Source organism: Ruegeria sp. CDSB117 (assembly GCF_059611005.1).
The window spans coordinates 293,018-317,194 of the sequence record NZ_JBXWOS010000003.1 but is presented as its reverse complement, the minus strand read 5'-3'; the positions used below and the strand labels follow the sequence as shown (position 1 = coordinate 317,194).

The 24,177-nt window shown below is 57.5% G+C and carries 31 protein-coding genes and 1 tRNA gene; 14 read left to right on the top strand and 18 right to left on the bottom strand.

What is annotated here, in order from left to right; all coding sequences use genetic code 11:
* Positions 1-214 precede the first annotated feature (214 nt).
* From AC2FJC_RS06215 to ribD, 6 genes are all read left to right on the top strand, one after another.
* Positions 215-649, top strand: a complete 435-nt coding sequence (locus tag AC2FJC_RS06215; protein WP_496738821.1) for a thiol-disulfide oxidoreductase DCC family protein — start codon at positions 215-217, stop codon at positions 647-649.
* Positions 650-1,198, top strand: coding sequence for a DUF4166 domain-containing protein (locus AC2FJC_RS06210; protein ID WP_496738820.1), 549 nt, complete (start codon positions 650-652; stop codon positions 1,196-1,198).
* Between the two features lie 78 nt (positions 1,199-1,276).
* Positions 1,277-1,678 (top strand): hypothetical protein, encoded by a 402-nt coding sequence (locus AC2FJC_RS06205; protein ID WP_496738819.1) that lies wholly within the window; start codon positions 1,277-1,279, stop codon positions 1,676-1,678.
* 18 nt (positions 1,679-1,696) lie between these two features.
* Positions 1,697-2,110: a secondary thiamine-phosphate synthase enzyme YjbQ gene (locus tag AC2FJC_RS06200; RefSeq protein WP_496738818.1), complete on the top strand. Its 414-nt coding sequence runs from the start codon at positions 1,697-1,699 to the stop codon at positions 2,108-2,110.
* A 121-nt stretch (positions 2,111-2,231) separates the two neighbouring features.
* Positions 2,232-2,702, top strand: a complete 471-nt coding sequence (gene nrdR, locus AC2FJC_RS06195) for a transcriptional regulator NrdR (RefSeq protein ID WP_037307671.1) — start codon at positions 2,232-2,234, stop codon at positions 2,700-2,702.
* The gene (gene ribD / locus AC2FJC_RS06190) at positions 2,699-3,799 is read left to right on the top strand and encodes a bifunctional diaminohydroxyphosphoribosylaminopyrimidine deaminase/5-amino-6-(5-phosphoribosylamino)uracil reductase RibD (RefSeq protein WP_496738817.1); all 1,101 of its coding nucleotides are present in this window, start codon (positions 2,699-2,701) and stop codon (positions 3,797-3,799) included. Before nrdR ends, ribD begins: the two co-directional genes overlap by 4 nt.
* Here ribD and AC2FJC_RS06185 read toward each other — a convergent pair.
* The 3 genes from AC2FJC_RS06185 to AC2FJC_RS06175 all read right to left on the bottom strand — a co-directional run bounded on the left by AC2FJC_RS06185 (position 3,796) and on the right by AC2FJC_RS06175 (position 8,305).
* The gene (locus AC2FJC_RS06185) at positions 3,796-5,793 is read right to left on the bottom strand and encodes a capsule polysaccharide biogenesis protein (RefSeq protein ID WP_496738816.1); all 1,998 of its coding nucleotides are present in this window, start codon (positions 5,791-5,793) and stop codon (positions 3,796-3,798) included. The two genes, ribD and AC2FJC_RS06185, sit on opposite strands and share 4 nt — an antisense overlap.
* Complete coding sequence (locus tag AC2FJC_RS06180; protein WP_496738815.1) at positions 5,793-6,926, bottom strand: polysaccharide biosynthesis/export family protein; 1,134 nt, start codon at positions 6,924-6,926, stop codon at positions 5,793-5,795. Before AC2FJC_RS06180 ends, AC2FJC_RS06185 begins: the two co-directional genes overlap by 1 nt.
* An 80-nt stretch (positions 6,927-7,006) precedes the next feature.
* Complete coding sequence (locus tag AC2FJC_RS06175; protein WP_496738814.1) at positions 7,007-8,305, bottom strand: capsule polysaccharide biogenesis protein; 1,299 nt, start codon at positions 8,303-8,305, stop codon at positions 7,007-7,009.
* 141 nt (positions 8,306-8,446) lie between these two features.
* Here AC2FJC_RS06175 and AC2FJC_RS06170 point away from each other — a divergent pair, with 141 nt between their 5' ends.
* From AC2FJC_RS06170 to nusB, 4 genes are all read left to right on the top strand, one after another.
* Positions 8,447-9,034, top strand: coding sequence for a riboflavin synthase (locus tag AC2FJC_RS06170; RefSeq protein ID WP_496738813.1), 588 nt, complete (start codon positions 8,447-8,449; stop codon positions 9,032-9,034).
* A gap of 112 nt (positions 9,035-9,146) precedes the next feature.
* Complete coding sequence (gene ribB / locus AC2FJC_RS06165) at positions 9,147-10,268, top strand: 3,4-dihydroxy-2-butanone-4-phosphate synthase (RefSeq protein ID WP_496738812.1); 1,122 nt, start codon at positions 9,147-9,149, stop codon at positions 10,266-10,268.
* Positions 10,269-10,270: 2 nt separating this feature from the next.
* Positions 10,271-10,822, top strand: coding sequence for a 6,7-dimethyl-8-ribityllumazine synthase (locus AC2FJC_RS06160; RefSeq protein WP_496738811.1), 552 nt, complete (start codon positions 10,271-10,273; stop codon positions 10,820-10,822).
* Positions 10,819-11,301, top strand: a complete 483-nt coding sequence (gene nusB / locus AC2FJC_RS06155) for a transcription antitermination factor NusB (RefSeq protein WP_058274810.1) — start codon at positions 10,819-10,821, stop codon at positions 11,299-11,301. Before AC2FJC_RS06160 ends, nusB begins: the two co-directional genes overlap by 4 nt.
* Before the next feature lie 154 nt (positions 11,302-11,455).
* Here nusB and AC2FJC_RS06150 read toward each other — a convergent pair whose 3' ends face one another.
* A complete protein-coding gene (locus AC2FJC_RS06150; protein WP_496738810.1) occupies positions 11,456-12,235 on the bottom strand; it encodes a helix-turn-helix transcriptional regulator in 780 nt (259 codons plus the stop codon).
* Between the two features lie 94 nt (positions 12,236-12,329).
* Here AC2FJC_RS06150 and AC2FJC_RS06145 point away from each other — a divergent pair, with 94 nt between their 5' ends.
* The gene (locus tag AC2FJC_RS06145; protein ID WP_496722108.1) at positions 12,330-12,626 is read left to right on the top strand and encodes a hypothetical protein; all 297 of its coding nucleotides are present in this window, start codon (positions 12,330-12,332) and stop codon (positions 12,624-12,626) included.
* A 255-nt stretch (positions 12,627-12,881) separates the two neighbouring features.
* On the opposite strand, the gene AC2FJC_RS06140 is transcribed toward AC2FJC_RS06145, so the two are convergent.
* Positions 12,882-13,307, bottom strand: coding sequence for an SRPBCC family protein (locus tag AC2FJC_RS06140; RefSeq protein ID WP_496738809.1), 426 nt, complete (start codon positions 13,305-13,307; stop codon positions 12,882-12,884).
* The gene (locus AC2FJC_RS06135) at positions 13,304-13,624 is read right to left on the bottom strand and encodes an ArsR/SmtB family transcription factor (protein ID WP_108858970.1); all 321 of its coding nucleotides are present in this window, start codon (positions 13,622-13,624) and stop codon (positions 13,304-13,306) included. Before AC2FJC_RS06135 ends, AC2FJC_RS06140 begins: the two co-directional genes overlap by 4 nt.
* 116 nt (positions 13,625-13,740) lie before the next feature.
* Here AC2FJC_RS06135 and AC2FJC_RS06130 point away from each other — a divergent pair, with 116 nt between their 5' ends.
* The gene (locus AC2FJC_RS06130) at positions 13,741-14,172 is read left to right on the top strand and encodes an MmcB family DNA repair protein (protein WP_058274815.1); all 432 of its coding nucleotides are present in this window, start codon (positions 13,741-13,743) and stop codon (positions 14,170-14,172) included.
* Positions 14,173-14,176: 4 nt separating this feature from the next.
* Here the strand turns inward: AC2FJC_RS06130 and AC2FJC_RS06125 are convergent, their stop codons facing one another.
* Positions 14,177-14,365 carry a DUF6324 family protein gene (locus AC2FJC_RS06125; protein ID WP_058274816.1) on the bottom strand — a complete coding sequence of 63 codons (189 nt, stop codon included), beginning with the start codon at positions 14,363-14,365 and terminating at the stop codon, positions 14,177-14,179.
* A 77-nt stretch (positions 14,366-14,442) separates the two neighbouring features.
* On the opposite strand from AC2FJC_RS06125, the gene AC2FJC_RS06120 reads away from it, so the two are divergent.
* On the top strand, positions 14,443-14,925 hold the full coding sequence (locus AC2FJC_RS06120) for a GNAT family N-acetyltransferase (RefSeq protein WP_496738808.1): 483 nt from the start codon (positions 14,443-14,445) through the stop codon (positions 14,923-14,925).
* A 47-nt stretch (positions 14,926-14,972) separates the two neighbouring features.
* Positions 14,973-15,049 (top strand) — tRNA-His (locus AC2FJC_RS06115).
* A 106-nt stretch (positions 15,050-15,155) separates the two neighbouring features.
* Here the strand turns inward: AC2FJC_RS06115 and AC2FJC_RS06110 are convergent.
* From AC2FJC_RS06110 to secG, 11 genes are all read right to left on the bottom strand, one after another.
* Complete coding sequence (locus AC2FJC_RS06110; protein WP_496738807.1) at positions 15,156-15,962, bottom strand: ABC transporter permease; 807 nt, start codon at positions 15,960-15,962, stop codon at positions 15,156-15,158.
* Positions 15,959-16,846, bottom strand: coding sequence for an ABC transporter permease (locus AC2FJC_RS06105; RefSeq protein WP_108858966.1), 888 nt, complete (start codon positions 16,844-16,846; stop codon positions 15,959-15,961). Before AC2FJC_RS06105 ends, AC2FJC_RS06110 begins: the two co-directional genes overlap by 4 nt.
* Positions 16,847-16,917: 71 nt before the next feature.
* Positions 16,918-17,631 (bottom strand): transporter substrate-binding domain-containing protein, encoded by a 714-nt coding sequence (locus tag AC2FJC_RS06100; RefSeq protein ID WP_058276110.1) that lies wholly within the window; start codon positions 17,629-17,631, stop codon positions 16,918-16,920.
* A 31-nt stretch (positions 17,632-17,662) separates the two neighbouring features.
* Positions 17,663-18,439, bottom strand: a complete 777-nt coding sequence (locus tag AC2FJC_RS06095) for an ABC transporter ATP-binding protein (RefSeq protein ID WP_496738806.1) — start codon at positions 18,437-18,439, stop codon at positions 17,663-17,665.
* Positions 18,440-18,564: 125 nt separating this feature from the next.
* Positions 18,565-19,317 (bottom strand): phosphate/phosphite/phosphonate ABC transporter substrate-binding protein, encoded by a 753-nt coding sequence (locus AC2FJC_RS06090; protein ID WP_496738805.1) that lies wholly within the window; start codon positions 19,315-19,317, stop codon positions 18,565-18,567.
* Positions 19,314-19,751 (bottom strand): tellurite resistance TerB family protein, encoded by a 438-nt coding sequence (locus tag AC2FJC_RS06085; protein ID WP_496722123.1) that lies wholly within the window; start codon positions 19,749-19,751, stop codon positions 19,314-19,316. The genes AC2FJC_RS06090 and AC2FJC_RS06085 overlap by 4 nt, the downstream gene beginning before the upstream one ends.
* A gap of 20 nt (positions 19,752-19,771) precedes the next feature.
* Positions 19,772-20,221, bottom strand: a complete 450-nt coding sequence (locus AC2FJC_RS06080) for a tellurite resistance TerB family protein (RefSeq protein WP_058276107.1) — start codon at positions 20,219-20,221, stop codon at positions 19,772-19,774.
* Positions 20,222-20,331: 110 nt separating this feature from the next.
* On the bottom strand, positions 20,332-21,108 hold the full coding sequence (locus AC2FJC_RS06075; RefSeq protein ID WP_496722125.1) for an isocitrate lyase/PEP mutase family protein: 777 nt from the start codon (positions 21,106-21,108) through the stop codon (positions 20,332-20,334).
* A 160-nt stretch (positions 21,109-21,268) separates the two neighbouring features.
* Positions 21,269-21,751, bottom strand: coding sequence for a bacterioferritin (locus tag AC2FJC_RS06070; RefSeq protein WP_480793114.1), 483 nt, complete (start codon positions 21,749-21,751; stop codon positions 21,269-21,271).
* A gap of 123 nt (positions 21,752-21,874) precedes the next feature.
* Positions 21,875-23,518, bottom strand: coding sequence for a CTP synthase (gene pyrG / locus AC2FJC_RS06065; RefSeq protein ID WP_496722128.1), 1,644 nt, complete (start codon positions 23,516-23,518; stop codon positions 21,875-21,877).
* A gap of 158 nt (positions 23,519-23,676) precedes the next feature.
* Positions 23,677-24,042 (bottom strand): preprotein translocase subunit SecG, encoded by a 366-nt coding sequence (secG, locus tag AC2FJC_RS06060; protein WP_058276104.1) that lies wholly within the window; start codon positions 24,040-24,042, stop codon positions 23,677-23,679.
* Positions 24,043-24,177 lie beyond the last annotated feature (135 nt).

The window sequence follows — 24,177 nt, the reverse complement described above, 5'->3', positions numbered from 1 at the left end:
AATTTCGCAAGACTACAGTGGGTGTCTTACATATTTTCCGCGTGCTGTCGGGTTAAGCCTTGTGGGGATGAGGTCAGAGCCCAGGAAACTTGTCGCGCAGATGACCCGAGGCTCCCCGACACATATCAATTCGCAAAGATGGCCCAGTGTCGCATTGCCCGAAATGCGCAGTGATGCGAATGTGCGTCAAAACGGGTTAACGAGCGTAACTGGCATGACCAAACTGGCAACAGATGCGGCGGATGGTCAGGATTTCATCGTCTTTGACGGGGAATGCGTTCTGTGCTCGGGGTTTTTTCGTTTCATGGTTGCCCGGGACAAGGCGCAGCGGTTCAAATTTGCCACCGCGCAGTCGCCATTGGGGCAAAGGCTGTATTCTCACCTCGGATTACCGATGCAGGATTTTGAAACCAATCTCGTTGTGACTGACGGGGTGGTTCATCAACGGTTGGATGCCTTCGCGGCTGCGATGCGCAAGTTGCCGGGGTTTTGGTGGGTTCTTTCGATCTGCAGATTCCTTCCTCGTATCATCAAAGATCCGCTGTATCTCGTGATCGCCAGAAACCGGCATGCCATCTTCGGACGTTCGCCGACCTGCATGATCCCGGACGAAACGCTGCAAGCTCGCTTTCTGCCCGAGGGGTTCTGAGTGCACCCCGATCCTTTTTTGCAAGCCTTGCCCGCGGGCACGAACCTGCCCAAGGCGTTGCAGGCCTTACACAGCACGGGCGGTATTTATTCCGGTCGATGCTCGGTCACGCCGGGCAGGGGGTGGCTGGCCAAACTCGCGTTGCGCTTTGCCGGCATGCCGTCCGGGGGTGACGATATCCCGGTGCGTCTCAGGGTCGAGCAAGAGGGGAACGATTGGATCTGGACGCGCGATTTCGACGGCGACATCACCCGATCGCGGCTGACGTTGGACCAAGACCAGGGATGCGTCTGCGAGCAGTTTGGGCAGGTTTGCGTTTGGCTGAAGCCGGTATTTGTACCCGAGAGGTTAGAGATCGAAATCCTGCGCCTCAGCCTGTTGCGAGTTCCTTTCCCGAAGGTGCTTCTGCCGCAATCAAAGACCGAGGAATGGCAGGATGATGAAGGACGGTTCCGGTTTGACGTGTCGGCCCGGATGCCACTTGTTGGGGCTTTGATCCGGTATCAGGGCTGGCTAACGTTCGATCACGCGGGGACCCGCGTTGACTGAATTGATTGTGAACCAGCTTTGCCCGGTAAGAATGTACACTATTTGAGAAATTACCTCGAAATGAATGAGAGTATGATTATGAAACAGGTTATGACATTGGCGGTTTCTGCCGCGATCTTGCTGTCTGTGCCCCTATCGTCGGCCTCGGCCGCGCGAAACGGATATCAGACGGTTGCCGTCAACAGCAATATGTTCGAAGTGATCCCGCGGGCCCGTCAGGACGTGGACGGGTATTGGTGCGCGGCTGCAGACTTTGCGCGCCGGACTTTGGGTGCAGGTTGGCAGCAACGTATTTATGTGGTGCGCGGCTATGGCCCCAGCGAAGCAACGGGTCGCCGCACCGCGGTTCAATTCTCGCTGCAGCAACCTACAAATGTTGCCCAGCAAAGCAGTTCGATCTCGGTCGGCTTTAAGGCTGGCGAAAGCATGTCGGTTCAGGGGGCAAACGGACGTTGCAACATCCGTCCGTTCCGCAACTGATCGAGGACTGATCGCCATATGCAGACCGAGTTTATTATTTCGACGAACGGGCCGGGGTTGTATGAGTTCACCTCGGACGTGCGCAACTGGCTAAACTCGGTCTCAGGCGATGGTTTGCTGACGTTGTTCGTGCGGCATACGTCGTGTTCGCTGACCATTCAGGAAAACGCCGATCCCGAGGTGCAATCGGACCTGCGCGCCTTTTTTGACAGATTAGTGCCGCCGTCCGACGACCCCGCGATGGCCTATCTGCGCCATACTTACGAGGGCCCCGACGACATGCCTGCGCATATCAAGGCGGCACTTTTACCTGTATCGCTGTCTATTCCCGTGTCCATTGGGCAACCGATGCTGGGAACATGGCAGGGCATTTACCTGTTTGAACACCGCACCGCAGCGCATGTGCGAAAGGTCGCTGCGCACTTCGCCTGACCCCTTTATGTTGCGGTGGAAATTTCCGACTACCCAAATCCTAGCGGCTACCCTATAGTTTTGGATAAGTAAGTCGTAGTGCTTACAAAAAGAGGCGGAACCAGGGACGAGGAGACGGTGGATGCGCTGCCCGTTTTGCGGAAATATCGATACTCAAGTCAAAGATTCACGCCCGGCAGAGGATCACGTTGCGATCCGCAGACGCCGGTTCTGCCCTGCTTGCGGCGGACGTTTTACGACTTACGAACGTGTCCAGTTGCGCGACCTGGTGGTTATCAAAACCAACGGCAAACGCGAAGACTTTGATCGGGACAAATTGGAGCGTTCGATCCGCATTTCGATGCAGAAACGCCCGATTGATCCGGAACGTATTGACCAGATGATTTCTGGAATTGTGCGTCGTCTGGAAAGCATGGGTGAGACCGACATCCCGTCCAGCAAAATTGGCGAGATCGTCATGGAAGCTCTGGCGCGGATCGACACCGTCGCCTATGTTCGCTTTGCGAGCGTATACAAGAATTTCCAGGCGGCCGATGACTTCGAGGAGTTTGTCCACGAACTGCGCCCGCCGCAGCCTTCGACGGACGAGTGAGCGAAACAGATAAGCGATATATGGCGCTTGCCCTGTCTTTGGGGCGGCGCGGTCAAGGAACGTGCTGGCCAAACCCAGCCGTCGGTTGCGTGATCGTGCGTGATGAGCGCATTGTGGGACGCGGCTGGACCCAGCCGGGTGGCCGCCCACACGCCGAACCCCAAGCGCTGGCTCAAGCCGGAGACACGGCGCGGGGTGCAACGGCCTATGTCACGCTTGAACCCTGCGCCCACCACGGCAAAACACCCCCATGCGCCGAGGCCCTGATTGCTGCCGATGTGGCCCGTGTTGTCGCGGCCATCGAAGACAGCGATCCGCGTGTTGCGGGGCAGGGCTTTGCCATGCTGCGCGAGGCGGGGATCGAAGTTGTCACCGGTGTTCTGGCCGACCAAGCAGCCCAGGATCTTGCGGGGTTCTTCCTGAAAACCGAACAGGGGCGCCCTTTCGTCACCCTGAAACTGGCCAGCAGTTTTGACGGGCGCATTGCCACCGCGACGGGGCATAGCCAATGGATCACCGGCCCAAAGGCGCGGCGTGCGGTGCATGCCATGCGAGCGCGTCATGATGCGGTGATGGTCGGGGCGGGAACCGCGCGCGCCGATGACCCATCCCTGACCGTTCGGGATATTGGGGTCGACGCTCAGCCTGTGCGAATTGTGGTCTCGCGCCATTTGGACATTCCCTTATTGGGGCAGCTAGCACGCACTGCCGCAGAGGTTCCCGTTTGGCTGTGCCATGGCCCATCCCCGGATGCCGAGCGTGCCCGCGCGTGGGAAGGGCTGGGCGCGCGCTTGCTGCCCTGCGCGCTTGACGATCACCAGATCGATGCAGCGGACTTGTTGCAGCAGTTGGGTAAAGCAGGTCTGACCCGCGTGTTCTGCGAGGGCGGAGCGGCTTTGGCCGCGTCGCTGCTTGCCGCGGATATGGTCGATGAATTGGTCGGGTTCACCGCCGGGCTTGCGATCGGTGCCGAAGGGTTGTCAGCCATCGGCACGCTGGGGCTGGACAAGTTGGACAATGCCCCGCGTTTTGAGTTGATCGAGACCCAGGTCATCGGGCCGGACATCATGCACCGTTGGGCGCGGGCGCTGCGTTAACGACGCCAGATATGTGCATGGGTCGCGAATGCGCCTTGTAGTTTTGATAGAACTCGAAGCAGTGGACCGCCTGCGGGTGCGGCACCTTGTGACAGCCGTTCAACCGCAACTTCTACGGGACAGGGCTCACCTGTCACAGGGTCCAAGTACCGGGGATAGTCGATCAGCGCCGCGTGGACCAAACCTAAAACCGGTGGTCGAGCGCCCCTGCGGACTGGGACGGTTCCCAAATCGTTTGTCAGCCCCCAACCCGCATAGAAAGGCGCGCCCAGTGTGGTAACACTGACACCGCGCATCAAAGCCTCAAACCCCAGCAATGAGGTCATGGTCCAGACTTCTTGGACCTGCGGCAGCAGAGCTGCCGGGTCGCAATGGGTGGCGATGACATCGGCGAGGTCTGCGGCCTCGATTGCCCCATCGCGCAAGCCTGCTTCGACATCGGGGTGCGGTTTGTAGACCAGAATGGCGTTTGGGTTTGCCTCGCGCACGGCGCGCAACAGATCGGCATTTGTGCGAACAGTGCTGGTGCCCAACTGGATTGAAGCATCGTCTTCGACCTGACCGGGCACCAGTATGCGATGCCCAACTGGCAAATCCGGGGTGCCGACCCCTGTGTTGTACTTGGTGATTTGGGCGGAGACGATTTGCGCGATCAACCTTTCGACACGCAATTCCTGATCTAGCCGCAGAGTTTCCCGGGCGGCAATAAACCCTTCCAGTTGGCTGGGATGCGTCGGGTCGTAGTAAATCCCCTGATTGTCCGTTGCCAATGACAGGGGCGGAACAAGATCTGCGCCCAGCCCGCGCGAGCGCAGAAATCCATCTTCGACCCGGACGGCACTTTCCGTGCCCGTGGCTTTATTTGCCCAGACCATGTGAGGGCGATCTGATTGCGCTGGTCGATCGTCGGTGAAGCGGACCGTTTTCTCACGCCCGAACATCCGTTGCAGATGTTTGCGTTTCCACAGGCGCATACCCGAGGCAGTCCATCCCTTGTGATCCTGACGCCAGGCGCGGGTTCTCGCCTCCAGCGTGTCCAGAACGGTTTCCAACTCGCACAGCTGGTCCCGGTATGGATCGTACCAGGTCGGATAGAGGATCATCGCTGCAGCGAACAATTGCGCGCGCGTCAGGTTGCGTTGGCGGCGTGGCAGGTGTGCTTCATCCTGCGTCAGTCCCCAACCTGCATAGAAGGGCTGGCCAAAAACACGCGGCTTATGTCCGGCCAAAATCGCCTCGAACCCCATCTGTGAGGACAGGGTGTAAACGCCAACCGCACCTTCCAACAAAGCCCACGGACTGACCGGTGTGCTGATGACCGAGACGCGATCGGTTTGGTCAGCGGTGGAGAAATAGCCTGAACGATGTCCGGCGATGGTGTCGGGATGTGTCTTGATCAGAACTTTGGCGCCGGGATTCTCTTCTTGCGCCATCACCAGCATTTCGCGAAACCGGGCCTCATCCCCGGCGCTAGCCGTCACAGCCGCGTCGTCGCGGACCTGATCGACCACCAGTACATAGCCGGGGTCAGGGGGCGGAGCGGTCAGATCAAGGGCCGAGTATTTGCTAAGATGCAGCTCGCGCATCCGTTCGATTCCGCCTCGTGCGCGGTTCAGCAGGGCGGTGTCATCCAACGGATGAGTGGCCAATAATGTTTCCAGATCGGACGTCTGGGCCGCATCGAAATGTAAGCCGGATCGATCGAGCAACAGGCCAAGAGGCGGCTCTCCGCTGCGGCCTGGATGCAAAGACCGAAGAAAGGCGTCTTCAACGCGCAGCACCGGGGCATTGTGCCGATCCGCGACAGCAAGGCCGCGATGGGCCGTCGGGCTATTGCCCCAAACCCCGACGGCATCACCGCCTTTTGGCAGGCCAATCCGGATGTCGTAACCGGACAGGGACAATATTCGGCGAATTCGGCGGGATGTCAGGAAACCACCATTGTAGACAAGCAGCCGGGTACGTTCAGACCCGGCTGTTGTTTCAGGCGACATCAGTTGCCTGTCAGCGTGGCGACATTGGCCAGCGGAGTAAGGCCGCCGGAGATCAGGGAAATAGACTTTGTCCACTGCGCATATGGTGCTTCGGTCACATAGATTGTGTCATCGTCACGGATCACGAAATCCCGTGCAATGAAAAGCCCGTTGGGGGCCGTCAGGTTCAGCAGGTAAATCATGCGCTGATCGCCCTGCAAATCCGAACGCCCCATCACTGAACGAGCAATGTCCTGGCGTTCCTTTCGCAACACGAATATGCCAGTCGGGTCCGAGGATAGGGGCAGCAGTCCGCCAACCTGGGCCAATGCTTCGAGCGCCGAAAGGTCCTGGGTGTCAAATGCAACCCGAGACTGACCACCGGTTGCGCCAAGTGCAATGTACGACCGGCTGTCGGCTTCAACCAGAATGCGATCGCCGCCACGCAGAGCGACATCCAGCTTTGGGTTGCTGAACAGATCGTCGTACCAGACTGTCCCTTTTTGGTTGCCCCTGAGTAGCGTCACAAGCGCTATGTCGGAACCAACGGATACGCCACCCGCACGTGACAGCATGCCTGAGAGGGTACGGGTAGGAAGTTCAATTGGATAGATTCCCGCTGACCCAATGCTCCCTGTTAGTGAAACGGTCGCACCATCTCCCGCAGCCCGGCGGACTTCGACTTGAGGGTCAGGCGTCTGATCCTGCAATTTTTCAGTAATTATTTGACGCAGCTGCTCGGGCGTGTTTCCAGAGGCACGCACACGTCCTGCATAGGGCACAAAGATGAAGCCATCGGCGTCAACCTGAACCTCACTGAGTGATGTGGCAGAGCTGGCGTCACGTGACAGCAGGCCATCATCGACGTTTTCCCAGATCGTCAATCCCAACACGTCGCCAGGGCGAACGGTATCCGCCGTCAGGCTCTGCGCGCTGGTGAAGGAGGACGAAAAACCGAATTGGGGGATTTTTGATGTCGCTCGCGCGATTCTGTCATCCACCTCAACGACGAAGGCATTGCCACCATTTTCCACTGAACCGGCCAGAATCTCGGATTTGTTGGGGCCAGATTTAGGGAGCTGGCACGCGGCCAGTACGCCACATACAGCCACAAGGGCGGCCCCTCGCACCCAGCGAATTGGAAAGCACTGCACTGCCGATTATCCTCAGTCGTCTTTTGTTTGCGTCAAGTTAGCTTGTTCGGGGTCCAACATCCAGCACCAACCAACCCGGCTTAATCGACGAGTTTCAACTGTGGCGTCGACGCCTCGTTGTCGGACAGAACGGACTGATAGGGGTCATGCGCCTGCAGCAGCATGTCGGCGGCGCGGCGCAGCAGTTGCCGTCGCCCACGCAGTGAATAAAAGCCTCCGGGTAATTGACTGGTTTTCAATAGAAATTTCCGGTAAGCTTGGTAGGATTCGTGGTCTGGTACGTCCGGGTCGGCAAAGAACTGGGCAATGGGTTGTTGCGAGACAAACTCGGGTTTGTCGTAGACGGACTTTCCAAAACTGCGCAACGGGATTCCGCGCCACAGAACTTGTTGACCGGCTGTGGAATTGATCGTCACGGCTGTGTTCGCGTCATCCAGCAATCCGGCCAGTTTGCCGCCGGGAACGTAGTGCACGCGATCCGCCACTTGGTGCGCGCGGGCTATTTCGCGCGCCCTGCGGCGCAGCGGCTCGCGGTGGTTTTCGAGCGGATGTTCCTTCAGAACCAGAAGGTGATGGGCCGGAGCGCCTTTGGCGAAACCTGATATGACATGCTCCAGAAAACCCGACATGCAGGTATAGTCTGAATGGGCCTGCACCGAACTGTCATGACCCAGTTGCAACAGCGCCAAGTGATAGGGTGCACCGTTTTGCCGAACGCGCATGGTGGCCCAGCGACGCCTAATCCTGTGGAAAGGCATCAGTGCAAGTCGTTTGAAGTACAGGCGAAACTCTTTTGAAACGGGCAATTCCCGGTGCGTCTTGAAGTTGGAGTACCTCCGGTTCAGGAACAGGACAAACCAGTGATAAAGCGCGCCGTAGAATATGTGTTGCCGCATATCGCCCCAATGGGATGGTGGCGGTGGAACCGGCGCCTCGGACTGGTCAAGCGCATCCTGCATCTGCGCGACGTCCAAAGACATCAGTCGTGAGTGTCCATTTGATCCGTTCCGTTCGTAAGTGACCCACCACGGGCGCAGATACCCCTCTTCGAAAACATGGACAGTCACTCCCATTTCGCGCGCAATATCCACAGCATTGGCATGAACCGGACGGGTGTCGCCGTATAGGACGATATCTGTGACCGACTGTGACCGGATCAGTTCCCTAAGGGTTTCGGGCCATTGCTCGGAATTGTCCAAAAACGGGATGTAGGTGCTGCGGTCAAACCAGAACGCCTGATCGCCCGCATTAAACCCCACGCGCAAAACATCAGCCCCGGCGGCGCGCAAAGCGCGTGCCAGTGCGCTAAAGAAAGGGCCATGCGGTCCCTGCAAAAACAGGAATACACGGCGATGCGAGCGCGAGGCGAGTGGATGCATCCTGGTCTGCTCTTTATCGTTTGGTACCAAAATTATGCCTGTATACATCAATCCGGGCAAGGCAGGGCTTGCCCGCAGCGTTTCTTGGGCTTACCTCGGCGGTTACACATACGCACAGGTTATAAGCTAAGGGTGAAAGCAATGTTCACAGGGATCGTCACCGATATCGGAATTGTTACCGAGTTGGACCAGCAAGGGGATCTGCGCGCCCGGATCAAAACCGGCTATGACACTGCGGGTATCGATATTGGCGCATCCATCGCCAGTGACGGCGTCTGTCTGACCGTGATCGCCCTTGGGGATGATTGGTACGACGTGCAGATCAGCGCCGAGACGGTGTCGAAAACCAATCTCAACACATGGCAAGTTGGCAAACGCGTGAACCTTGAACGCGCCCTCAAGGTTGGGGACGAACTGGGGGGGCACATCGTTTCCGGCCATATCGACGGCGTGGCCGAAGTTGTTGCCCTGCAGGACGAAGGCGACAGCACCCGTGTAACGTTGCGTGCGCCCAAGGAATTGGCCCGCTTTATAGCGCCAAAGGGATCGGTTGCGCTGAATGGCACATCGTTGACGGTCAATGATGTGGACGGCTGCGATTTCGGGATCAATTTCATCCCCCACACCAAAGAAGTGACGACCTGGGGCGATGTCTCGGTCGGAGATCAGGTAAACCTTGAGATCGACACCCTGGCCCGCTACGTCGCCCGCTTGGCTGAGATGTCCTGAACCACAGGTTGAGACGTCGCGTTTCGGCGGAGTGTAGCAGCAAGCGCTCTGGTATTTGAGTGCTTGGTGGTCTATCCAGCCGTCCAGACACGCTCTTGTGAAAGGCTGCCCCATGAGCTTTGAAACCCCCGGTCCCGTCGAGGCCCTGCTGCGCGACGCGATCAGTCCGATCGAAGATATCATCGAAGAGGCGCGCAAGGGCCGGATGTATATTCTGGTCGATCATGAAGATCGCGAGAACGAGGGTGATCTGGTCATTGCGGCCGAGTTTGCGGATGCCGAGGCGATCAACTTTATGGCCACCCATGGGCGCGGGCTGATCTGCCTGCCGATGACGGCGGAGCGCGTCGAAGCCCTTGGCCTGCCGATGATGGCCGTGAACAACTCATCCCGTCACGAAACCGCATTCACCGTGTCCATCGAGGCGCGCGAAGGCGTGTCGACCGGCATCTCGGCAGCAGATCGCGCTCTGACCGTTGAAACGGCGATCAACGAGCAAAATACGATGGCGCACATCGCGACACCGGGCCATATCTTTCCGCTGCGCGCCAAGCGGGGCGGGGTGCTGGTGCGCGCCGGTCATACAGAGGCGGCGGTCGATATCTCTCGGCTGGCCGGGTTGAACCCCTCAGGGGTGATCTGCGAGATCATGAAGCCCGACGGCACCATGGCGCGCCTGCCTGATCTGGTCACGTTCGCCAAAGAACATGACATGAAGATCGGCACGATCAGCGACCTGATCACATATCGCTCGCGCAACGACAATCTGGTTGTCGAAACCTCGCGCAGGACGGTGGCGTCAGAATATGGCGGCGAATGGGAAATGCGCCTGTTCACGGATCAGACACATGGCATCGAACACGTCGTCATGATCAAGGGTGACATCACCACGCCCGAGCCGGTTTTGACCCGAACCCATGCACTGCATGAAGCGCCTGATGTTCTGGGCCTGGGGCCGAAATCGCCACAGGAACTGCCGCGTGCTATGGAAAAGATCGCGGCCGAAGGACGTGGCGTAGTTTGCCTGTTTCGTGAACCGCGCAATGCGCTTTACGCAACTGATGACGAAGGCCCGCGCACCATCAAACAAACAGGTCTTGGGGCGCAGATCTTGTCCAAACTGGGCATCCAGGAACTGGTGCTGCTGACCGATACACCGGAAACGAAATATCTGGGTCTCGACGCGTTTGGAATCTCCATCGTCGGAACCCGTTCCATTCTCAAGGATGATTGATCGTGGCTGAACAAGACAAACACGGCGTACTGCCAACGCCGACATTCGACAAGCCTGTGAAACTTTTGATTGTGGTGGCGCCGTTCTATCGCGCCATTGCCGACAATCTGGTTTCTGGTGCAAAGGCCGAGATCGAAGCCGCTGGCGGTACCTGCGAAGTTGTTGAGGTTCCGGGCGCGCTGGAAATCCCGACCGCCATCGCCATGGCGGATCGCCAGTGCAACTATGATGGCTACGTGGCGCTAGGCTGTGTCATCCGGGGTGAAACCACGCATTATGAAACGGTGTGCAACGATTCCAGCCGAGCGATCCAGTTGATGGGCCTGCAAGGCCTGTGCATCGGCAACGGCATCCTTACGGTCGAAAATGACGATCAGGCCGAAGTCCGCGCAAATCCGGGAAAGATGAATAAAGGTGGCGGCGCTGCCGCTGCGGCCTTGCATCTGATCGCACTCAGCCGTAAGTGGGGCTCTTCCAAAAAGGGCGTCGGGTTCAAACCGCCGTCCGAGTCCATCCTTGTGGCGGGCGACAACAACGGACCCACAACAGCATGACCCAGACAGATGCGCCGAAACCGGCCAACCAGAAACGCCTGATGAAATCCGCCGCCCGGCTTTATGCCGTGCAGGCGCTGTTCCAGATGGAGCAATCGGGCCAAACGACGGAAGCAGTCGTGAATGAGTTTTTGGATCATCGGTTTGGCGCTGTCTATGAGGGTGAGGAAATGCTGGACGGCGATATCCGCGTGTTCCGCAAGTTGGTTGAAGACGCGGTGAATTATCAGGCGCCGATTGACCAGATGACCGACCGCGCTTTGGTCGCCAAATGGCCGATCGCGCGCATCGACCCGACCCTGCGCGCCACCTTCCGTGCAGCCGGGGCCGAACTGACCCAAGGCGATACGCCACCAAAGGTCGTCATCACCGAGTTCGTTGATGTGGCGCGCGCGTTCTTCCCGGAAGGTAAAGAACCGAAATTCGTCAACGCAGTTTTGGATCACATGGCCCGCGAAGCACAGCCAGAGGCGTTTTGAGTTAAGCCTTAGTCCAGTTGAATAAGGCGCAGCCACACAAAGCGCTGCGCCTGAAATCTAAAAATACACTTGTTCAAACAAGTCTTCGGCCTCCACCACTCACAGTTTTTTCCAAAGACACCAACATTTTACCGGAACGTAGCCGGCGTGCCACCTATCGATTCCGATAGCCCGGCGGATTGATCAGGCCAAGTTGCATCGCACGGACCAGTGCGGATTCTCGGGTCGGGGCTCTCAATTTTTCGCGCGCATTCTTCAAATGGGTTCGTACCGTAACTTCCGAGAGGTTCAATAGTTCGGCGATTCTATCGTTTCGGTGCCCAAGAGCCAAAAGGTTCAGGACCTGCAGCTCTCGTGGCGTCAGGTCCGGAGCGGTTGGAGCAATGCTGGCGATGTCGTACACGCGACCGTGATTGCTGGGGATATCCGATCCCAGGTTGGTTGCCAGCACGGTTGCCAGGACACGCATCTCGCGCTGCCGTTCGGTCATCTGAACCTGGGCGTCCGGTCGGTCCGATGACAGAACCACCAACTTGGCCTCGTTGTTAGGGCAGGGAACCACCAGAGAGTAAAGGTGAATATATCCGGCTTTTTCCAAATCGTGGTTCAGACCCAGCGCCTTGGAGGAATGGCCGTCCGCGGACCGGAGGCTTGCGGCCTGCACGTAGAGGCTTTCCCTGCCATTTTGAACTTGCGCCAGCATCGGATCCGCTTCGGCATAACCTTGGCTGTCATAGCGGTTCAGCCAACCTTTGGACATTGAACTTCGAACCCAATGAATGGCGCCAGTCTCGGGTGTAAAGCAAAGCATGTTCAGGGCGTTAAACCCGATCTCATTCAGACGGTCTAACGTGAATTCCCAACGTTCCTGATCATCATGGCGCAATGACAGCTCTTCGAGAAGATCCAGTGTGAACAGGCTGAGGGCATTCATAGAGACTCCGAATATAGTGTCGCACCCGTTGAGGCCGCAGTTTACTCAGCATGACCATGCGCTATCATCACGGTATCAGACAAGGAGCTTTGTCGTGCCCAAACTGATCCGCCTTTACATCACGCAAGTTGCATGGGGATTTGTCATCTCGGCCCTGTTTGTCGGGGTGCTGCTGGCCCTGAACGTGGCCAACTTGCGCGGCCTGATTTTCGGATCCGAGATCGGGTTGATCGCTCTGGCAATGATCTGGTTCATGAACGGTATCGTGTTCGCCGGTGTTCAGTTCGCCTACGCGATCATGAGCTTGGCGGAAAAGCCAACAGGCCCCAGGCGCGGTACACCCGTTGCGGCCAAGTTCGAACCCGCCCGCGTTGCGGTGGACAAGGGCTGAGCCAACCTATTCCGGAAAATGAAGACTCTCCCAGACCGGGCGAGGGAGAAGTTAATGTGGCGGGACCGCCAGTCAACCGTGCGGTGTGATTCCCGAGGACCTGTATGTACAGGTGGGCGCCAGGTAATCAGGCCAGGACCTGAACAGAGCCAGCCCCCTCGGAATTGCTTAAGGCCACCAGAATGCTACCAATCACAAGAAGGGCAGAACCCGCCACGGGCCTAAGTAGGGGTTGCGGCGGGTTTGCACAAGGGGTCAGGCGTCAACAGTTTCGTGCAGCGCATTGCGCATCTTGCCCAAATGTTCGTCCCAACCGTCATCGAGTGCAAGGATCAGGCCAAATGCCTCTGCGCCTTGCGGCAGCCCTTCGTGAACCAAGCCCAGCCGGGTACCGCCCGGTACAGGGTCCAGCGTCCATTTTACGACACTAACAGCGTCTCCCATGGGTTTGATGGTGAATGTATACTCCAGATATTCGTGCGGACGGGCAGAGCGTACCTCACCCCAGATCAGAAGATCGCCACTGCTAGTCCCGAACATCTCAAGTTTCTGACCGGTGGCCAACGGACGCTCTGGTTTGTGAAACCACTCTGCCAAGCGGGCGGGTTCGGTCAAATAGGCCCATACGGTTTCCGGCGTGGCCCTCAGGAAAATCTGTTTTTGCAGAACTGCATTCGTCATTTTTTATTCCTTTCAATAGCTTCCTTCAGATTATTCAGGCGATCATCCCAGAACTGGTCAAAATAGCTGAACCAGTCGAGGATGGGGGCCATTCCGTTCGGCTCCAGCCGGTTAATGCGCTCGCGTCCACGTGCCTCGACGGTGATGAGGCCGCCATCGGATAGAACGGTCAGGTGCTTTTTGACCGCTGCACGGGTCATATCGAACTGATCGGTCAACTGCGCGATCGTCATGTCGCCAGAGGCAAGGATCTGGACTATCTCCCGTCGGGTCGGGTCCGCAAGGGCGCGGAACGCGTTTTGAATTTGCGTCTGCATTCGTCACCTCAATAGTGATACCATTTGGTATTGTAGTTTATGAGATACCAAATAGTATCATGTCAAGGGTCTTTCAGGTGCTTGATTTTTGTTCACGAATTGTTCACATTTCAGGAATGACACTGGATTTACAGCCCGGACAAAAACTGGCCCGTGGGGTTTCGCGCCACTTGTTGGCGCATGGTTTTGTATCTGTTGAGGAATTTGTCCCTACCCGCGGTCTGCGTGTCGACGTCATGGGATTGGGCCCCAAGGGTGAGTTGTGGGTGATCGAGTGCAAATCCAGCCGCGCAGATTATCTGACGGATTCCAAATGGCAGGGATATCTGGATTGGTGTGATCGCTTCTTCTGGGCCGTGGATACCGACTTCCCAACCGATCTGTTGCCCGAGGAAACCGGGCTGATCATCGCAGATGCTTATGACGCCGAAATCATCCGAATGGCACCGGAAGATAAGCTGGCGCCAGCGCGGCGCAAGAAGATGATTCAGAAGTTTGCAACAGACACAGCCCGCAGATTGCAGGCATTGCGTGATCCAAGAATTTGAACTGTCAGTCTTTTACGATCCGGGCAGCTTGCACAGCGGCGAGGATTTCGTCAGCGATTTCTTCCGCTTCTTCAGGTTCGAAGTCCATTGGAATTTCGACGCCGTCGGCCTCGATGAACAGGCGCACCATGCCATGGTCGGTCGGGCCGATCTGAAGGTTCGCCTGAATGTCACGTTCGGTGTTAATGCCCATTTGCGCCTCCGGGACTGAGCGTTCCTGCTAGCGCGCAAAGGGTTGAGAATCAAGCCGCCTTTGAGGTCAGGTAAAGCATGGAAGATATTCTGATCAGAGCTTTCCGCCCAGATGATGCGCCCTGGTTGGTCGAACAGCACGGCCGCCTCTATCAGCGGGACAACGGGTTTGATGACACGTTCGCGCCCCTTGTCGAAAGCATTCTGGCCGACTTCGTCACGTCACACGATCCAGCGCGCGAGAGGGGTTGGATCGCGGAGCTGGGTGGCGCGCGCATGGGCAGTATCTTTTGCGTCGCACTAGACGACCACACCGCAATATTGCGATTGTTTTTGCTGCTGCCAGAGGCTCGTGGGAAGGGCTTGGGCAAACGTATGCTCAACACATGCATGGGGTTCGCGCGCAGCGCTGGTTATCGTGATATGGCCTTATGGACCCATGAAAGCCATCGGGCGGCCTGCGCGCTTTACAAGGCGTCGGGGTGGCAATTGACCGGCAGCAAAAAGGTTCATTCCTTTGGCCGCGATCTTGTCGAACAAAGCTGGGAATTTCGTCTTTAATCCTCTTGCAATCCGTGTGCGCGTTCGGTACATCGCCCCTCACGAGTGCCGCCTTAGCTCAGTTGGTTAGAGCGCTGGATTGTGGATCCAGAGGTCCCCTGTTCAAGCCAGGGAGGCGGTACCATCTTCCCCTGATACGCAAGCCTCCGCAGAACGTTCCTAGGAAGTTTTGACGAGAAAAAAACCGGGCTTAAAACAAGCCCGGTTGTTACAGTGTTGGATTGTTTGAATTAGCGCGCCAGATTCAAACGGAACCTCATCTTGGCCTTTCTGGCGGCCGGCAGGTGGCGATTCAGTCGTTTGTTGATCAGCCCGAACACTCCGACCACCACTAGCGTCAGCAGGATGAAGTAGAAGGCCAGGATCGGGTAGGGGATGAACGGGTTGAACGTCTTGTCGGCGAAATAGCTGGCGTAGTACAGCGCGTCGCCACGTTGCTGCCAGGCGGGGAAGGCCGAGAAGAAGACCAGCGTTGTGGCGTGAAACAAGAAGATTGCTTCGTTCGTGTACGCAGGCCACGCCAGACGTAGCATGGTGGGCCAAACGATCCGGCGAAACCGCGACCAACCCGACATGCCATAGGCATCAGCGGCCTCGATATCGCCCTTGGGGATCGAGCGCAGCGCGCCATAGAAGATCTCACCGGTATAGGCGGCGGTGTTCAGGAACAGAACGATCAACGCCCCCAGCCATGCTGATGTCAGGGCGTCGAACATGGGATAGGACTTCTTCAGCGACAGGAAGAAGAAGTAGGCAAAGAAGAACTGGATGAACAGCGGGGAACCGCGGAAGATAAAGATGAACCACTCGGACGGTTTGCGCAGCCACTTGTTGGTTGATGCTTTGCCCATTGCCACGGCGGTTGCCAGAAAGAACCCGGTGACCAGTGCCATGATGCCGAAATAGATATTCCAGATCATGCCTGAACCGATCAGGGTGAATTGCTCGCACAGGGTAAAATCGTTGCGCGGCAGTAGCCGCTCACCAAGGCCCAGGGAACGCAGGCCGTAATCCTGGATGGTCTGGATGCAGCTCATGCGGTGGTCTCCTTGCGCAGAAGCTCTCCGCCTGATGTGGCCTGTCCGTGGGACAGGCGGCGCATCAGCTTTTCAAGCCCGATTTCCGAGACGCGGGTCATGCCGAGGTAGAAGATCAGCAGAGCCAGGAAGTACCACATGCGCCAATCGCCGTGGGGGTATTGCGTGAATTTTGTGGTTTTCGTGCCGCCCAATTCGCGGGCCCAATAGACGATGTCTTCGATACCAAGCAGGAACAGCAGTGGCGTGGCTTTGATCAGCACCATCCACAGGTTCGACAGACCGGGCAGGGCGTAAACCCACATTTGCGGCACGAGGATGCGCCAGAATGTCTGGCTGGGGGACAGACCATATGCAGCTGCTGTTTCCAGCTGCGCATGGGGAACCGCCCGCATGCCACCGAACAGCACGTTGGCCGCAAAAGCGCCGAAAACGATCGAGAATGTGATGACTGCGAGGAAGAAACCATAGGTCTCATGCACAAATTCCGGCGCGGTGCTGAGCGGTAGTTTTGCCGACTGGCAAACGATGAAGTCGTTGCCCTGGCGGATCGGGTCCGGCCAATCGGGGCAAAGGATCTTATGGCGCGTCCATTCAAAAGCCTGATCCAGAGCGATCACAAAGAACATGAAGAAGGCGATGTCCGGCACACCCCGTACAATCGCGATATAGCCTTTACCCAGCCAGCTGACCGGGGGGATATGCGAGCGGGCGGCCATGGCACCGACGAACCCGAAACTCAACGCCACGGGCGCTGTGACGGCCAGCAACAGCAGGACCTTCAGGAACGACAGGTAGAACGACCAGTGTACGCCGTTGGTCAGATAGCAGGAAAACCAGCGGAACGTGCCCAGCGTATCGGGATCAGTGCAAAACGAGAAAATGGCGGGCCTCTTGAGGTGCTAAGGCGCAGGGGCGGCGCGCCCCGGTATTGGGGCGCGCAACCTGATTCAATTCAGAAGGTCGAGGACACTTCCCATTTGGTGATCAGCTCGTTTAGGCTGCCGTCATCCTTCATGGACTGGATGGCAGTATTGAGCTTCTCTTTCAGATCACCGTCCGACTCGCGCACACCGATGCCGACACCACCGCCCAGCGGGACATCTTCGGCGACAAAGCGCAGGTCCGCGTCTTCATCTGCAATCGGCGCAAGGAAAGACTTATCGGCTAGAACGGCGTCAGCTTCGCCATTGCGCACGGCTGCGATGGTTTCCTCGGGGCTGGCGAACTCGACCAGAGTTGCACCGGATTCGGCGATATAACCGGCCTGAATGGTGCCGGTCTGTGCCGCAACAACGCCGTTCGCGACATCTACGTCGTCGGAGGTTGCAACATAAGCCGACGGATCTGGCGGCGTGTAGTTCTGAGTGAAATCAATCACTTCGTCGCGCTCGTCAGTGATCGACATGCCCGCGATGATGACGTCATAGTTACCCGACACTAAGTTCGGAATGATCGAATCCCAGTCGTTCTTGACCCATTCGCATTCCAGGTTTGCGCGCTTGCACAGCTCGTCACCCAGCTCACGCTCAAAACCGTCGATCTCGCCGGCGTCATTGATGAAGTTCCACGGAGGGTAGGCACCCTCGGTGCCCATGCGGACCGTATCGGCCATGGCCATACCGGCGCTCAGCGCCAGTGCTGCTGTGGTCAGAATCAGGTTTTTCATTGTTACTCCCCTTTTTGGTTCTGTCCTGAATTTATGCCGCCATGGTGGCGGAGAGAAAACCCTGAAGTCGCGTGGACTCAGGGGTCGTAAAGATGTCTTCCGGCAGGCCTTCTTCTTCGATGAGGCCTTGATGCAGGAACACCACATGGCTTGAGATATCGGCAGCCATTTTCATATCGTGTGTCACGATGATCATGGTGCGGCCTTCGGCGGCAAGATCCTTGATCACTTTGATCACTTCCTGTTCCAGTTCGGGGTCCAGCGCCGAAGTCGGTTCGTCGAACAGCAGGGCCTGAGGCTCCATGCACAGGCCGCGCGCAATCGCGGCACGTTGCTGCTGACCGCCCGACAGCTGCGCCGGGTATACGTCACACTTGTCACCGATACCGACCTTTTCCAGGTACTTGCGGGCACTGTCCTCAACCTCGGCCTTGTCGCGGCCCATTACAGTCACCGGGGCCTCCATCACGTTTTGAAGGATGGTCATGTGAGCCCAAAGATTGAACTGCTGAAACACCATCGACAGATTTGTGCGAATGCGCAGGACCTGTTTCGGATCGGCCGGACGGCGGTTATGTGCATTGCCAGTCCAGCGGACAGGTTCGCCCTTGAACAGAATCTCGCCCTCTTGGCTGTCTTCCAACAGGTTGCAACAACGCAGAAGTGTCGATTTTCCGGACCCTGATGAGCCGATCAGAGAAACGACGTCGCCGCGTCTGGCGGTGATATCCACCCCTTTCAATACCTCAAGATTGCCAAAGCTCTTGTGTAGGTTCTTGATCTCGATGACCGGAGTGGAATCTGTCACGGGTGGTCCAGTTGTTATTGGTGTTGGTGCGGTACTAGGGCTGAAAATTCAGTGCAATGCAATGCGCAAATGACACGGAACGGGCCACAAACTGTCAAATTGATCAGACGTTCTGACCAAAGTGGTCACGGATCGATCAATTTGGCAGCCTCAGGGGACGGGTCGGGAACGGCAAGGTAATGCTCGGCCGGAATGTCGATCAGACCGCGCAAGTGCAACATCTTTTGGTCAGCGGGGGAAAGATCGTTGATGGCTGCACGAACCGCCTTTGCAATCTGGGGCGCATCTTGACCGTTGGCCGTGATGTAGGGCAGGGCAGGCGAAGGTTCCGTTGCTGCGACCTCGCGAAGCTCAGCGCCCAAATTCGAGTGTTCCTTGAGCAATTCCCACGTAAGCGCATCCAGCGCGGCATAATCCGCGCGGCCTTCCGCAACAGCGGCTGCAGAAAAGGCATGACCGCCAGTTTCCAACACGGAACTTGGAAGGCGGCTGTGACGTGACAGATGAACCATGGGCGCAGCCCAACCGGACTGAGAAAGCGCCTCATTGTATGCAAAGGTGCCGTTGGCAAGCTGATCCAGATCGCGGGTATCGTCTTTTCGGGCCACGATAACAGACCGGTAGTATCCTGGCGGACCGCCTGCCAAACCGTAGTCCGGCGTACCAACAAGCTGAACTTTACCGTGCAATAGGGTGCGGTAAGGCATGCCGCAGGTTTGGGAGAAAACAAGGTCGGGGCTATGCCAGATATCCCAAACGTCGGCGCCACGTGTCAGGTGCGTGGGGCCAAAACCAAGATGCGCCCGAATCAACGACCAGAACCGATCATTGGCTGGTTGCAGCGCGGGCATGTCATACATGCCCAGCATTGCAATCACGATTTGGCTGCCTTTTGCCGGGCCAGGGCAGAATCGACATCGCTGACACCCAGCAGGCTGACCACCAGGCGCAGCAGCGAGTCTTCTTCGCCGGTCCGATGCCCATCGGCCAGTGCGACCGACCACATCGCCTGAACCACGGCCAATCGGTCATCGTAAGCGACAGCCTCTTTGATCGCGCGGGTAAAGCGGACAGTATCGGGGGCTTCGGCTTCTAGATCCTCGGCGCTAGCGCGAAGGGCTGCGGCCTCAAAAGGGGACAGGCCATAGCGTTCCGTCGAAATCCGGTCGATTCGGGCCATTTCCGTGTCGGCATAGTCGTTGTCGGATCTGGCGATGCGAACCAGAAGGGCCGTAAGGGCCAAACGGGCGTCGTTATCGGCAAGTGGGTCGGGCTGCGGCTGCGTGAGCCGGGACAGAAAATCGCTGAACATGAATTGGTTATAGAAGCGGACTACTTCTGTTCCAAGCGCGTTTGTACCCGTTCATGCGCTTCTTGGCTGTCTTTAAAGCTCAGGCCCATGGCGATGCGGGCTTCTTCGACGATCTTCATTTCGCCTTCGTCCGAATTGCCATCGGCCAGAACGACCTCCCACAAAGCGTCCAGCGCGGCCAGACGTTCCTGCAGGTCGGTTGTTTCGCGGATCAACTTGCCGAATGTATCGGTGTCTGGCGCGGCGGCGTGCAATTTTTCGCAGGTGGCGCGGACCTTGGCGGCCTCGATCGCGTTGTGCTGATAGAGCCGCGCAAGAATGCGGTCGATCAGGCTGATTTCTTCCAGTTTGTAATCCCGATCCGCCTGCGCCACGCGCACCATCAAAGCACCCAAAGCCAGTTCGGCGTCAGGATCGGGCAAATGGTCGTGCTGTGGCGGGCGAAACGCCTGAAGGAATTTTTTCAACATGCCGCGAGGTTATTCCATATTTTGTGGCCCGCCAAGCGCTGACTACCCGTCATAGCCCTGAATGGTCACAACTTTGCCGGTATCCGCTTGTATCGGTATCTACCCGCTGGCTAGGCGCCTGACTGCAGCGCCTGTTTCGCTTGTTCCTGCAGCCAGCCGAGCATCTTCCGATACGGCACAGGCCCATAACTGATCCGGGCGACGCCCAGCGACGCAAGCGTCGCGGTATCCGGCGTCCCGGGCAGGGCAATGATATTCACAGGTAGATCAGTCGATTCGCAAAGCCGGGCGATCATGTCCTCATCCTTGAGGCCGGGTGCAAAGAATCCGTTGGCACCCGCGTCGGCATAGGCTTTGGCGCGGGCCATCGCATCGTCGAGCATCGCCTCGTCATGCGTTTCCGGCGCAGCCTTCAGGAAGATGTCCGTTCTGGCGTTGATAAAAGCAGGGACGCCAGCGACGTCACACCCTTCGCGCATCGCACCAACGCGGGCGGCTTGGGTTTCGATGTCGTATAGGTCCTTGGTGCCGACAATCTGGTCTTCGAAGTTGAAGCCAACGACACCTGTTTCAAGCGCGTTCTGGACATTGGCGATAACCCCCACCGCGTCCTCGGCATAGGCCCCTTCGAAATCCAATGAGACAGGAAGATCAACGGCACTGACGATTCGGCGGGCGTTGTCCAGGGCGACATCCAAGGGGATATTCTGGCCGTCGCCAAACCCCTGCGCCATTGCCACTGGCGCGCTGCCGGTCGCCAATGCCATGGCGCCTGCATCCCGCACGGCACCGGCGCTGCCAGCGTCCCAGATGTTAAAAAGGATGACCGGATCGCCCTTTTTGTGCAGGGCCGCAAAGGTTTCTGCGTTTTGGATTTGATCGGTCATTTGGGCCTCTCCTGTCATCATTTACTTAACAGTAACCACTTGGAACTGTGCCCGAGTAGTGTTTTTTGGCCGCACACCGTCACTTTGCGGTGACGAACGAAAATGGGCCAACATTTGTTGGCCCGAATCCTTCGACATGGTGAGATCAGTTGCTGAGGAGTCAGTCTTCGCCGGCTGTGCTCGACACGTATCGAGCGCTGAACGCCGGCTCACCCAATCGTTTGAGCAGCGACAATTCGGTCTCCAGCCACGCCTTGTGACCTTCTTCTTCCAGCAGAATTCGCTCAAACAGGGTTCGGGTTCCCACGTCACCGGCCTCAGCCGCCTGTGCCGCAGCTTGGGTGTAGAAATCGATGGCTTCCATTTCATCCTTCAGGTCCGCGGTAAACATCTCTTCCAGACTGTCGGCCGCCTTGGGGCTTTTCTGAAGCTCAAGCTCCGGTTTGGCCCCCAGGAACAGGATGCGTTCGATATAGGCATCCGAGTGCCCCAACTCTTCCTGCATCTCGCCGCGCATCTTCTCGGCCAGGATGTCCAAACCCCAATCGTTCAGTACATGCGAATGCAGCTGGTATTGATGCGCTGCGGTCATTTCCATGTGAAGCGCTTGTTGGAGGTTTGTGATCGTTGTCGCGTTGCTCATCTGAAAACTCCTAAATCGTTGAACTGCATCCATGGTGCACGGCAGGTGGACCTGCTTGTTCAAATAGTTAGGAGGTTACACCCCACAAAACAATGCGGGGTGACAGTCCGACACAGATAGCTCTTAAACGAGGCGTGAGGTGTCTTTCGCTGCGCGCACAAAGTCGCGGAACAGGGGGTGTGGATCAAATGGCTTGGACTTCAGTTCCGGATGGTACTGTACGCCGATGAACCACGGATGGTCCGACCATTCTACGATTTCCGGCAGACGGCCATCGGGAGACATCCCCGAGAAGTTCAAGCCAGCTTTTTCCAGCTTGTCGCGGTACTTGATGTCCACCTCATAACGGTGCCGGTGGCGTTCTTCGATATTGGTTCCGCCGTACACCTCTGCCACTTTCGAGCCATCGGCCAGTACCGCGTCATAGGCGCCCAAACGCATGGTGCCGCCTTTATCGTCACCAACTTTGCGTTCGACCTTGTGGTTGCCCTGCACCCATTCTTTCAGGTGGTAAACAACAGGTTCAAAACGTTTCTTGCCCGCTTCGTGGTCGAACTCTTCCGAGCCCGCCTCTGTGATGCCAGCGGCGTTGCGGGCTGCTTCGATTACAGCCATCTGCATACCAAGGCAGATTCCCAGGTAGGGCACTTTGTGTTCGCGCGCGTATTGCGCGGCTTTGATCTTGCCTTCAGTGCCGCGTTCGCCAAATCCACCGGGAACGAGGATCGCGTGGAAGCCTTCCAGATGCGGGGCTGCGTCTTCGGTATCAAATACCTCGGCATCGACCCACTCGACCTTGACGCGAACCCGGTTGGCCATACCGCCATGGGTCAGGGCCTCGGCAATCGACTTATAGGCATCTTCAAGCTGAGTGTATTTTCCAACGATGGCGACTTTGACTTCGCCTTCGGCATTGTGGATGCGGTCGCTGACGTCTTCCCATTTGGCCAGATCGGGCTTGGGGGCAGGGCTGATCTGGAACGCATCCAGAACCGCCTGATCCAATCCTTCGCGGTGATAGGCCAGCGGGGCGTCATAAATGGTCGACAGATCCTGTGCCGCGATCACGCTGTCGGGGCGCACGTTACAGAACAACGCCAACTTTTCGCGTTCTTTGACCGGGATGGGACCCTCGGAGCGACAGACCAGAATGTCAGGGGCCAGACCGATTGAGCGCAGCTCTTTCACCGAGTGCTGCGTCGGCTTGGTTTTCAATTCGCCCGAGGCCTTGATGTAAGGCAGCAAGGTTAAGTGCATGAACAGGCATTGGCCGCGTGGCTTATCCTGGCTGAACTGACGGATGGCCTCAAAGAAGGGTAGGCCTTCGATATCGCCGACTGTGCCGCCAATCTCGCACAGCATGAAATCGACCTCATCCTCACCGATCGAAATAAAGTCTTTGATCTCGTTGGTGACGTGCGGAATCACCTGAATGGTCTTGCCCAGATAGTCGCCGCGGCGCTCCTTCTCGAGTACGTTGGAATAAATCCGACCTGAACTGACCGAGTCGGTCTTGCGCGCTGCCACACCGGTGAAACGTTCGTAGTGACCAAGATCCAGGTCGGTTTCGGCCCCGTCATCGGTCACGAACACTTCGCCATGCTCGAACGGCGACATCGTGCCGGGGTCAACGTTGAGATAGGGGTCCAGCTTGCGCAGACGTACCGAATACCCTCGGGCCTGCAACAGCGCGCCCAAAGCCGCCGAAGCCAGTCCTTTGCCCAAAGACGAAACCACACCACCAGTGATGAAAATAAAACGCGCCATGTTTTCGGCTGCTCCCGTGAGACGTCAAAATCAGCTGCCCGACGGTTCCGAAAAACCGCTGCACCACGGGACTTCACATATAAAGGATTCGCGCCAATAGCGCAAGAGAACCGCAAGATGCTGTTGCAGTTCTCTTTCAGGTTTCTAGGTTTTGTGGATCAGTTGGCTTGTGGGATCAGCGGCGCGTTGTCGCCATCTGCCGGAGGCAGCAGATCGTCAGCCGACGGAACCGCAGGTGTGCTTTCCTCGGTCGGTGCCGGGGCCGGAACGCCCAAACGGTCGATCACCGAACTGCCCGAGGATTTTTGTGCAGCCAAAATTGTCAGCGTGATTGATGTCACGATAAAGCAAGCGGCCAGGATCCACGTCACCTTGCCCAAAGCAGTCGCTGCGGCGCGTCCGGTCATGGCGCCGCCACCCCCGCCGCCCATGCCAAGGCCACCGCCTTCGGACCGCTGCATCAGAACAACGGCAATCAGGCCAAGGGCCAGGAGGAGGTGGATGATGAGAACGACGTTTTCCATGGTGTTCCTGTACAGCGTGGCGTGTATCGCGTGGTACTTATGCAAGTTTGCCAGCGGGGGCAAGTGAGGAGTTGGCATCAAGAACGGTGATGTTCCGGATCACGGCAAAGGGACTGGACAGCATGGCCGCACCTC

What these genes read in the sequence shown, in the direction of transcription:
- AC2FJC_RS06200 (WP_496738818.1), top strand. Translation starts at nt 1,697, where the DNA reads ATGCAGACCGAGTTTATTATTTCGACGAACGGGCCGGGGTTGTATGAG.
- AC2FJC_RS06110 (WP_496738807.1), bottom strand. Translation starts at nt 15,962, where the DNA reads ATGAGCTGCATCCAGACCATCCAGGATTACGGCCTGCGTTCCCTGGGC.
- AC2FJC_RS06185 (WP_496738816.1), bottom strand. Translation starts at nt 5,793, where the DNA reads ATGTCGCCTGAAACAACAGCCGGGTCTGAACGTACCCGGCTGCTTGTC.
- AC2FJC_RS06175 (WP_496738814.1), bottom strand. Translation starts at nt 8,305, where the DNA reads ATGCATCCACTCGCCTCGCGCTCGCATCGCCGTGTATTCCTGTTTTTG.
- AC2FJC_RS06135 (WP_108858970.1), bottom strand. Translation starts at nt 13,624, where the DNA reads ATGCAGACGCAAATTCAAAACGCGTTCCGCGCCCTTGCGGACCCGACC.
- AC2FJC_RS06120 (WP_496738808.1), top strand. Translation starts at nt 14,443, where the DNA reads ATGGAAGATATTCTGATCAGAGCTTTCCGCCCAGATGATGCGCCCTGG.
- AC2FJC_RS06140 (WP_496738809.1), bottom strand. Translation starts at nt 13,307, where the DNA reads ATGACGAATGCAGTTCTGCAAAAACAGATTTTCCTGAGGGCCACGCCG.
- nusB (WP_058274810.1), top strand. Translation starts at nt 10,819, where the DNA reads ATGACCCAGACAGATGCGCCGAAACCGGCCAACCAGAAACGCCTGATG.
- secG (WP_058276104.1), bottom strand. Translation starts at nt 24,042, where the DNA reads ATGGAAAACGTCGTTCTCATCATCCACCTCCTCCTGGCCCTTGGCCTG.
- AC2FJC_RS06130 (WP_058274815.1), top strand. Translation starts at nt 13,741, where the DNA reads ATGACACTGGATTTACAGCCCGGACAAAAACTGGCCCGTGGGGTTTCG.
- AC2FJC_RS06170 (WP_496738813.1), top strand. Translation starts at nt 8,447, where the DNA reads ATGTTCACAGGGATCGTCACCGATATCGGAATTGTTACCGAGTTGGAC.
- AC2FJC_RS06215 (WP_496738821.1), top strand. Translation starts at nt 215, where the DNA reads ATGACCAAACTGGCAACAGATGCGGCGGATGGTCAGGATTTCATCGTC.
- AC2FJC_RS06080 (WP_058276107.1), bottom strand. Translation starts at nt 20,221, where the DNA reads ATGTTGAAAAAATTCCTTCAGGCGTTTCGCCCGCCACAGCACGACCAT.
- AC2FJC_RS06125 (WP_058274816.1), bottom strand. Translation starts at nt 14,365, where the DNA reads ATGGGCATTAACACCGAACGTGACATTCAGGCGAACCTTCAGATCGGC.
- AC2FJC_RS06085 (WP_496722123.1), bottom strand. Translation starts at nt 19,751, where the DNA reads ATGTTCAGCGATTTTCTGTCCCGGCTCACGCAGCCGCAGCCCGACCCA.
- AC2FJC_RS06150 (WP_496738810.1), bottom strand. Translation starts at nt 12,235, where the DNA reads ATGAATGCCCTCAGCCTGTTCACACTGGATCTTCTCGAAGAGCTGTCA.
- nrdR (WP_037307671.1), top strand. Translation starts at nt 2,232, where the DNA reads ATGCGCTGCCCGTTTTGCGGAAATATCGATACTCAAGTCAAAGATTCA.
- pyrG (WP_496722128.1), bottom strand. Translation starts at nt 23,518, where the DNA reads ATGGCGCGTTTTATTTTCATCACTGGTGGTGTGGTTTCGTCTTTGGGC.
- AC2FJC_RS06070 (WP_480793114.1), bottom strand. Translation starts at nt 21,751, where the DNA reads ATGAGCAACGCGACAACGATCACAAACCTCCAACAAGCGCTTCACATG.
- AC2FJC_RS06075 (WP_496722125.1), bottom strand. Translation starts at nt 21,108, where the DNA reads ATGACCGATCAAATCCAAAACGCAGAAACCTTTGCGGCCCTGCACAAA.
- ribB (WP_496738812.1), top strand. Translation starts at nt 9,147, where the DNA reads ATGAGCTTTGAAACCCCCGGTCCCGTCGAGGCCCTGCTGCGCGACGCG.
- AC2FJC_RS06205 (WP_496738819.1), top strand. Translation starts at nt 1,277, where the DNA reads ATGAAACAGGTTATGACATTGGCGGTTTCTGCCGCGATCTTGCTGTCT.
- AC2FJC_RS06100 (WP_058276110.1), bottom strand. Translation starts at nt 17,631, where the DNA reads ATGAAAAACCTGATTCTGACCACAGCAGCACTGGCGCTGAGCGCCGGT.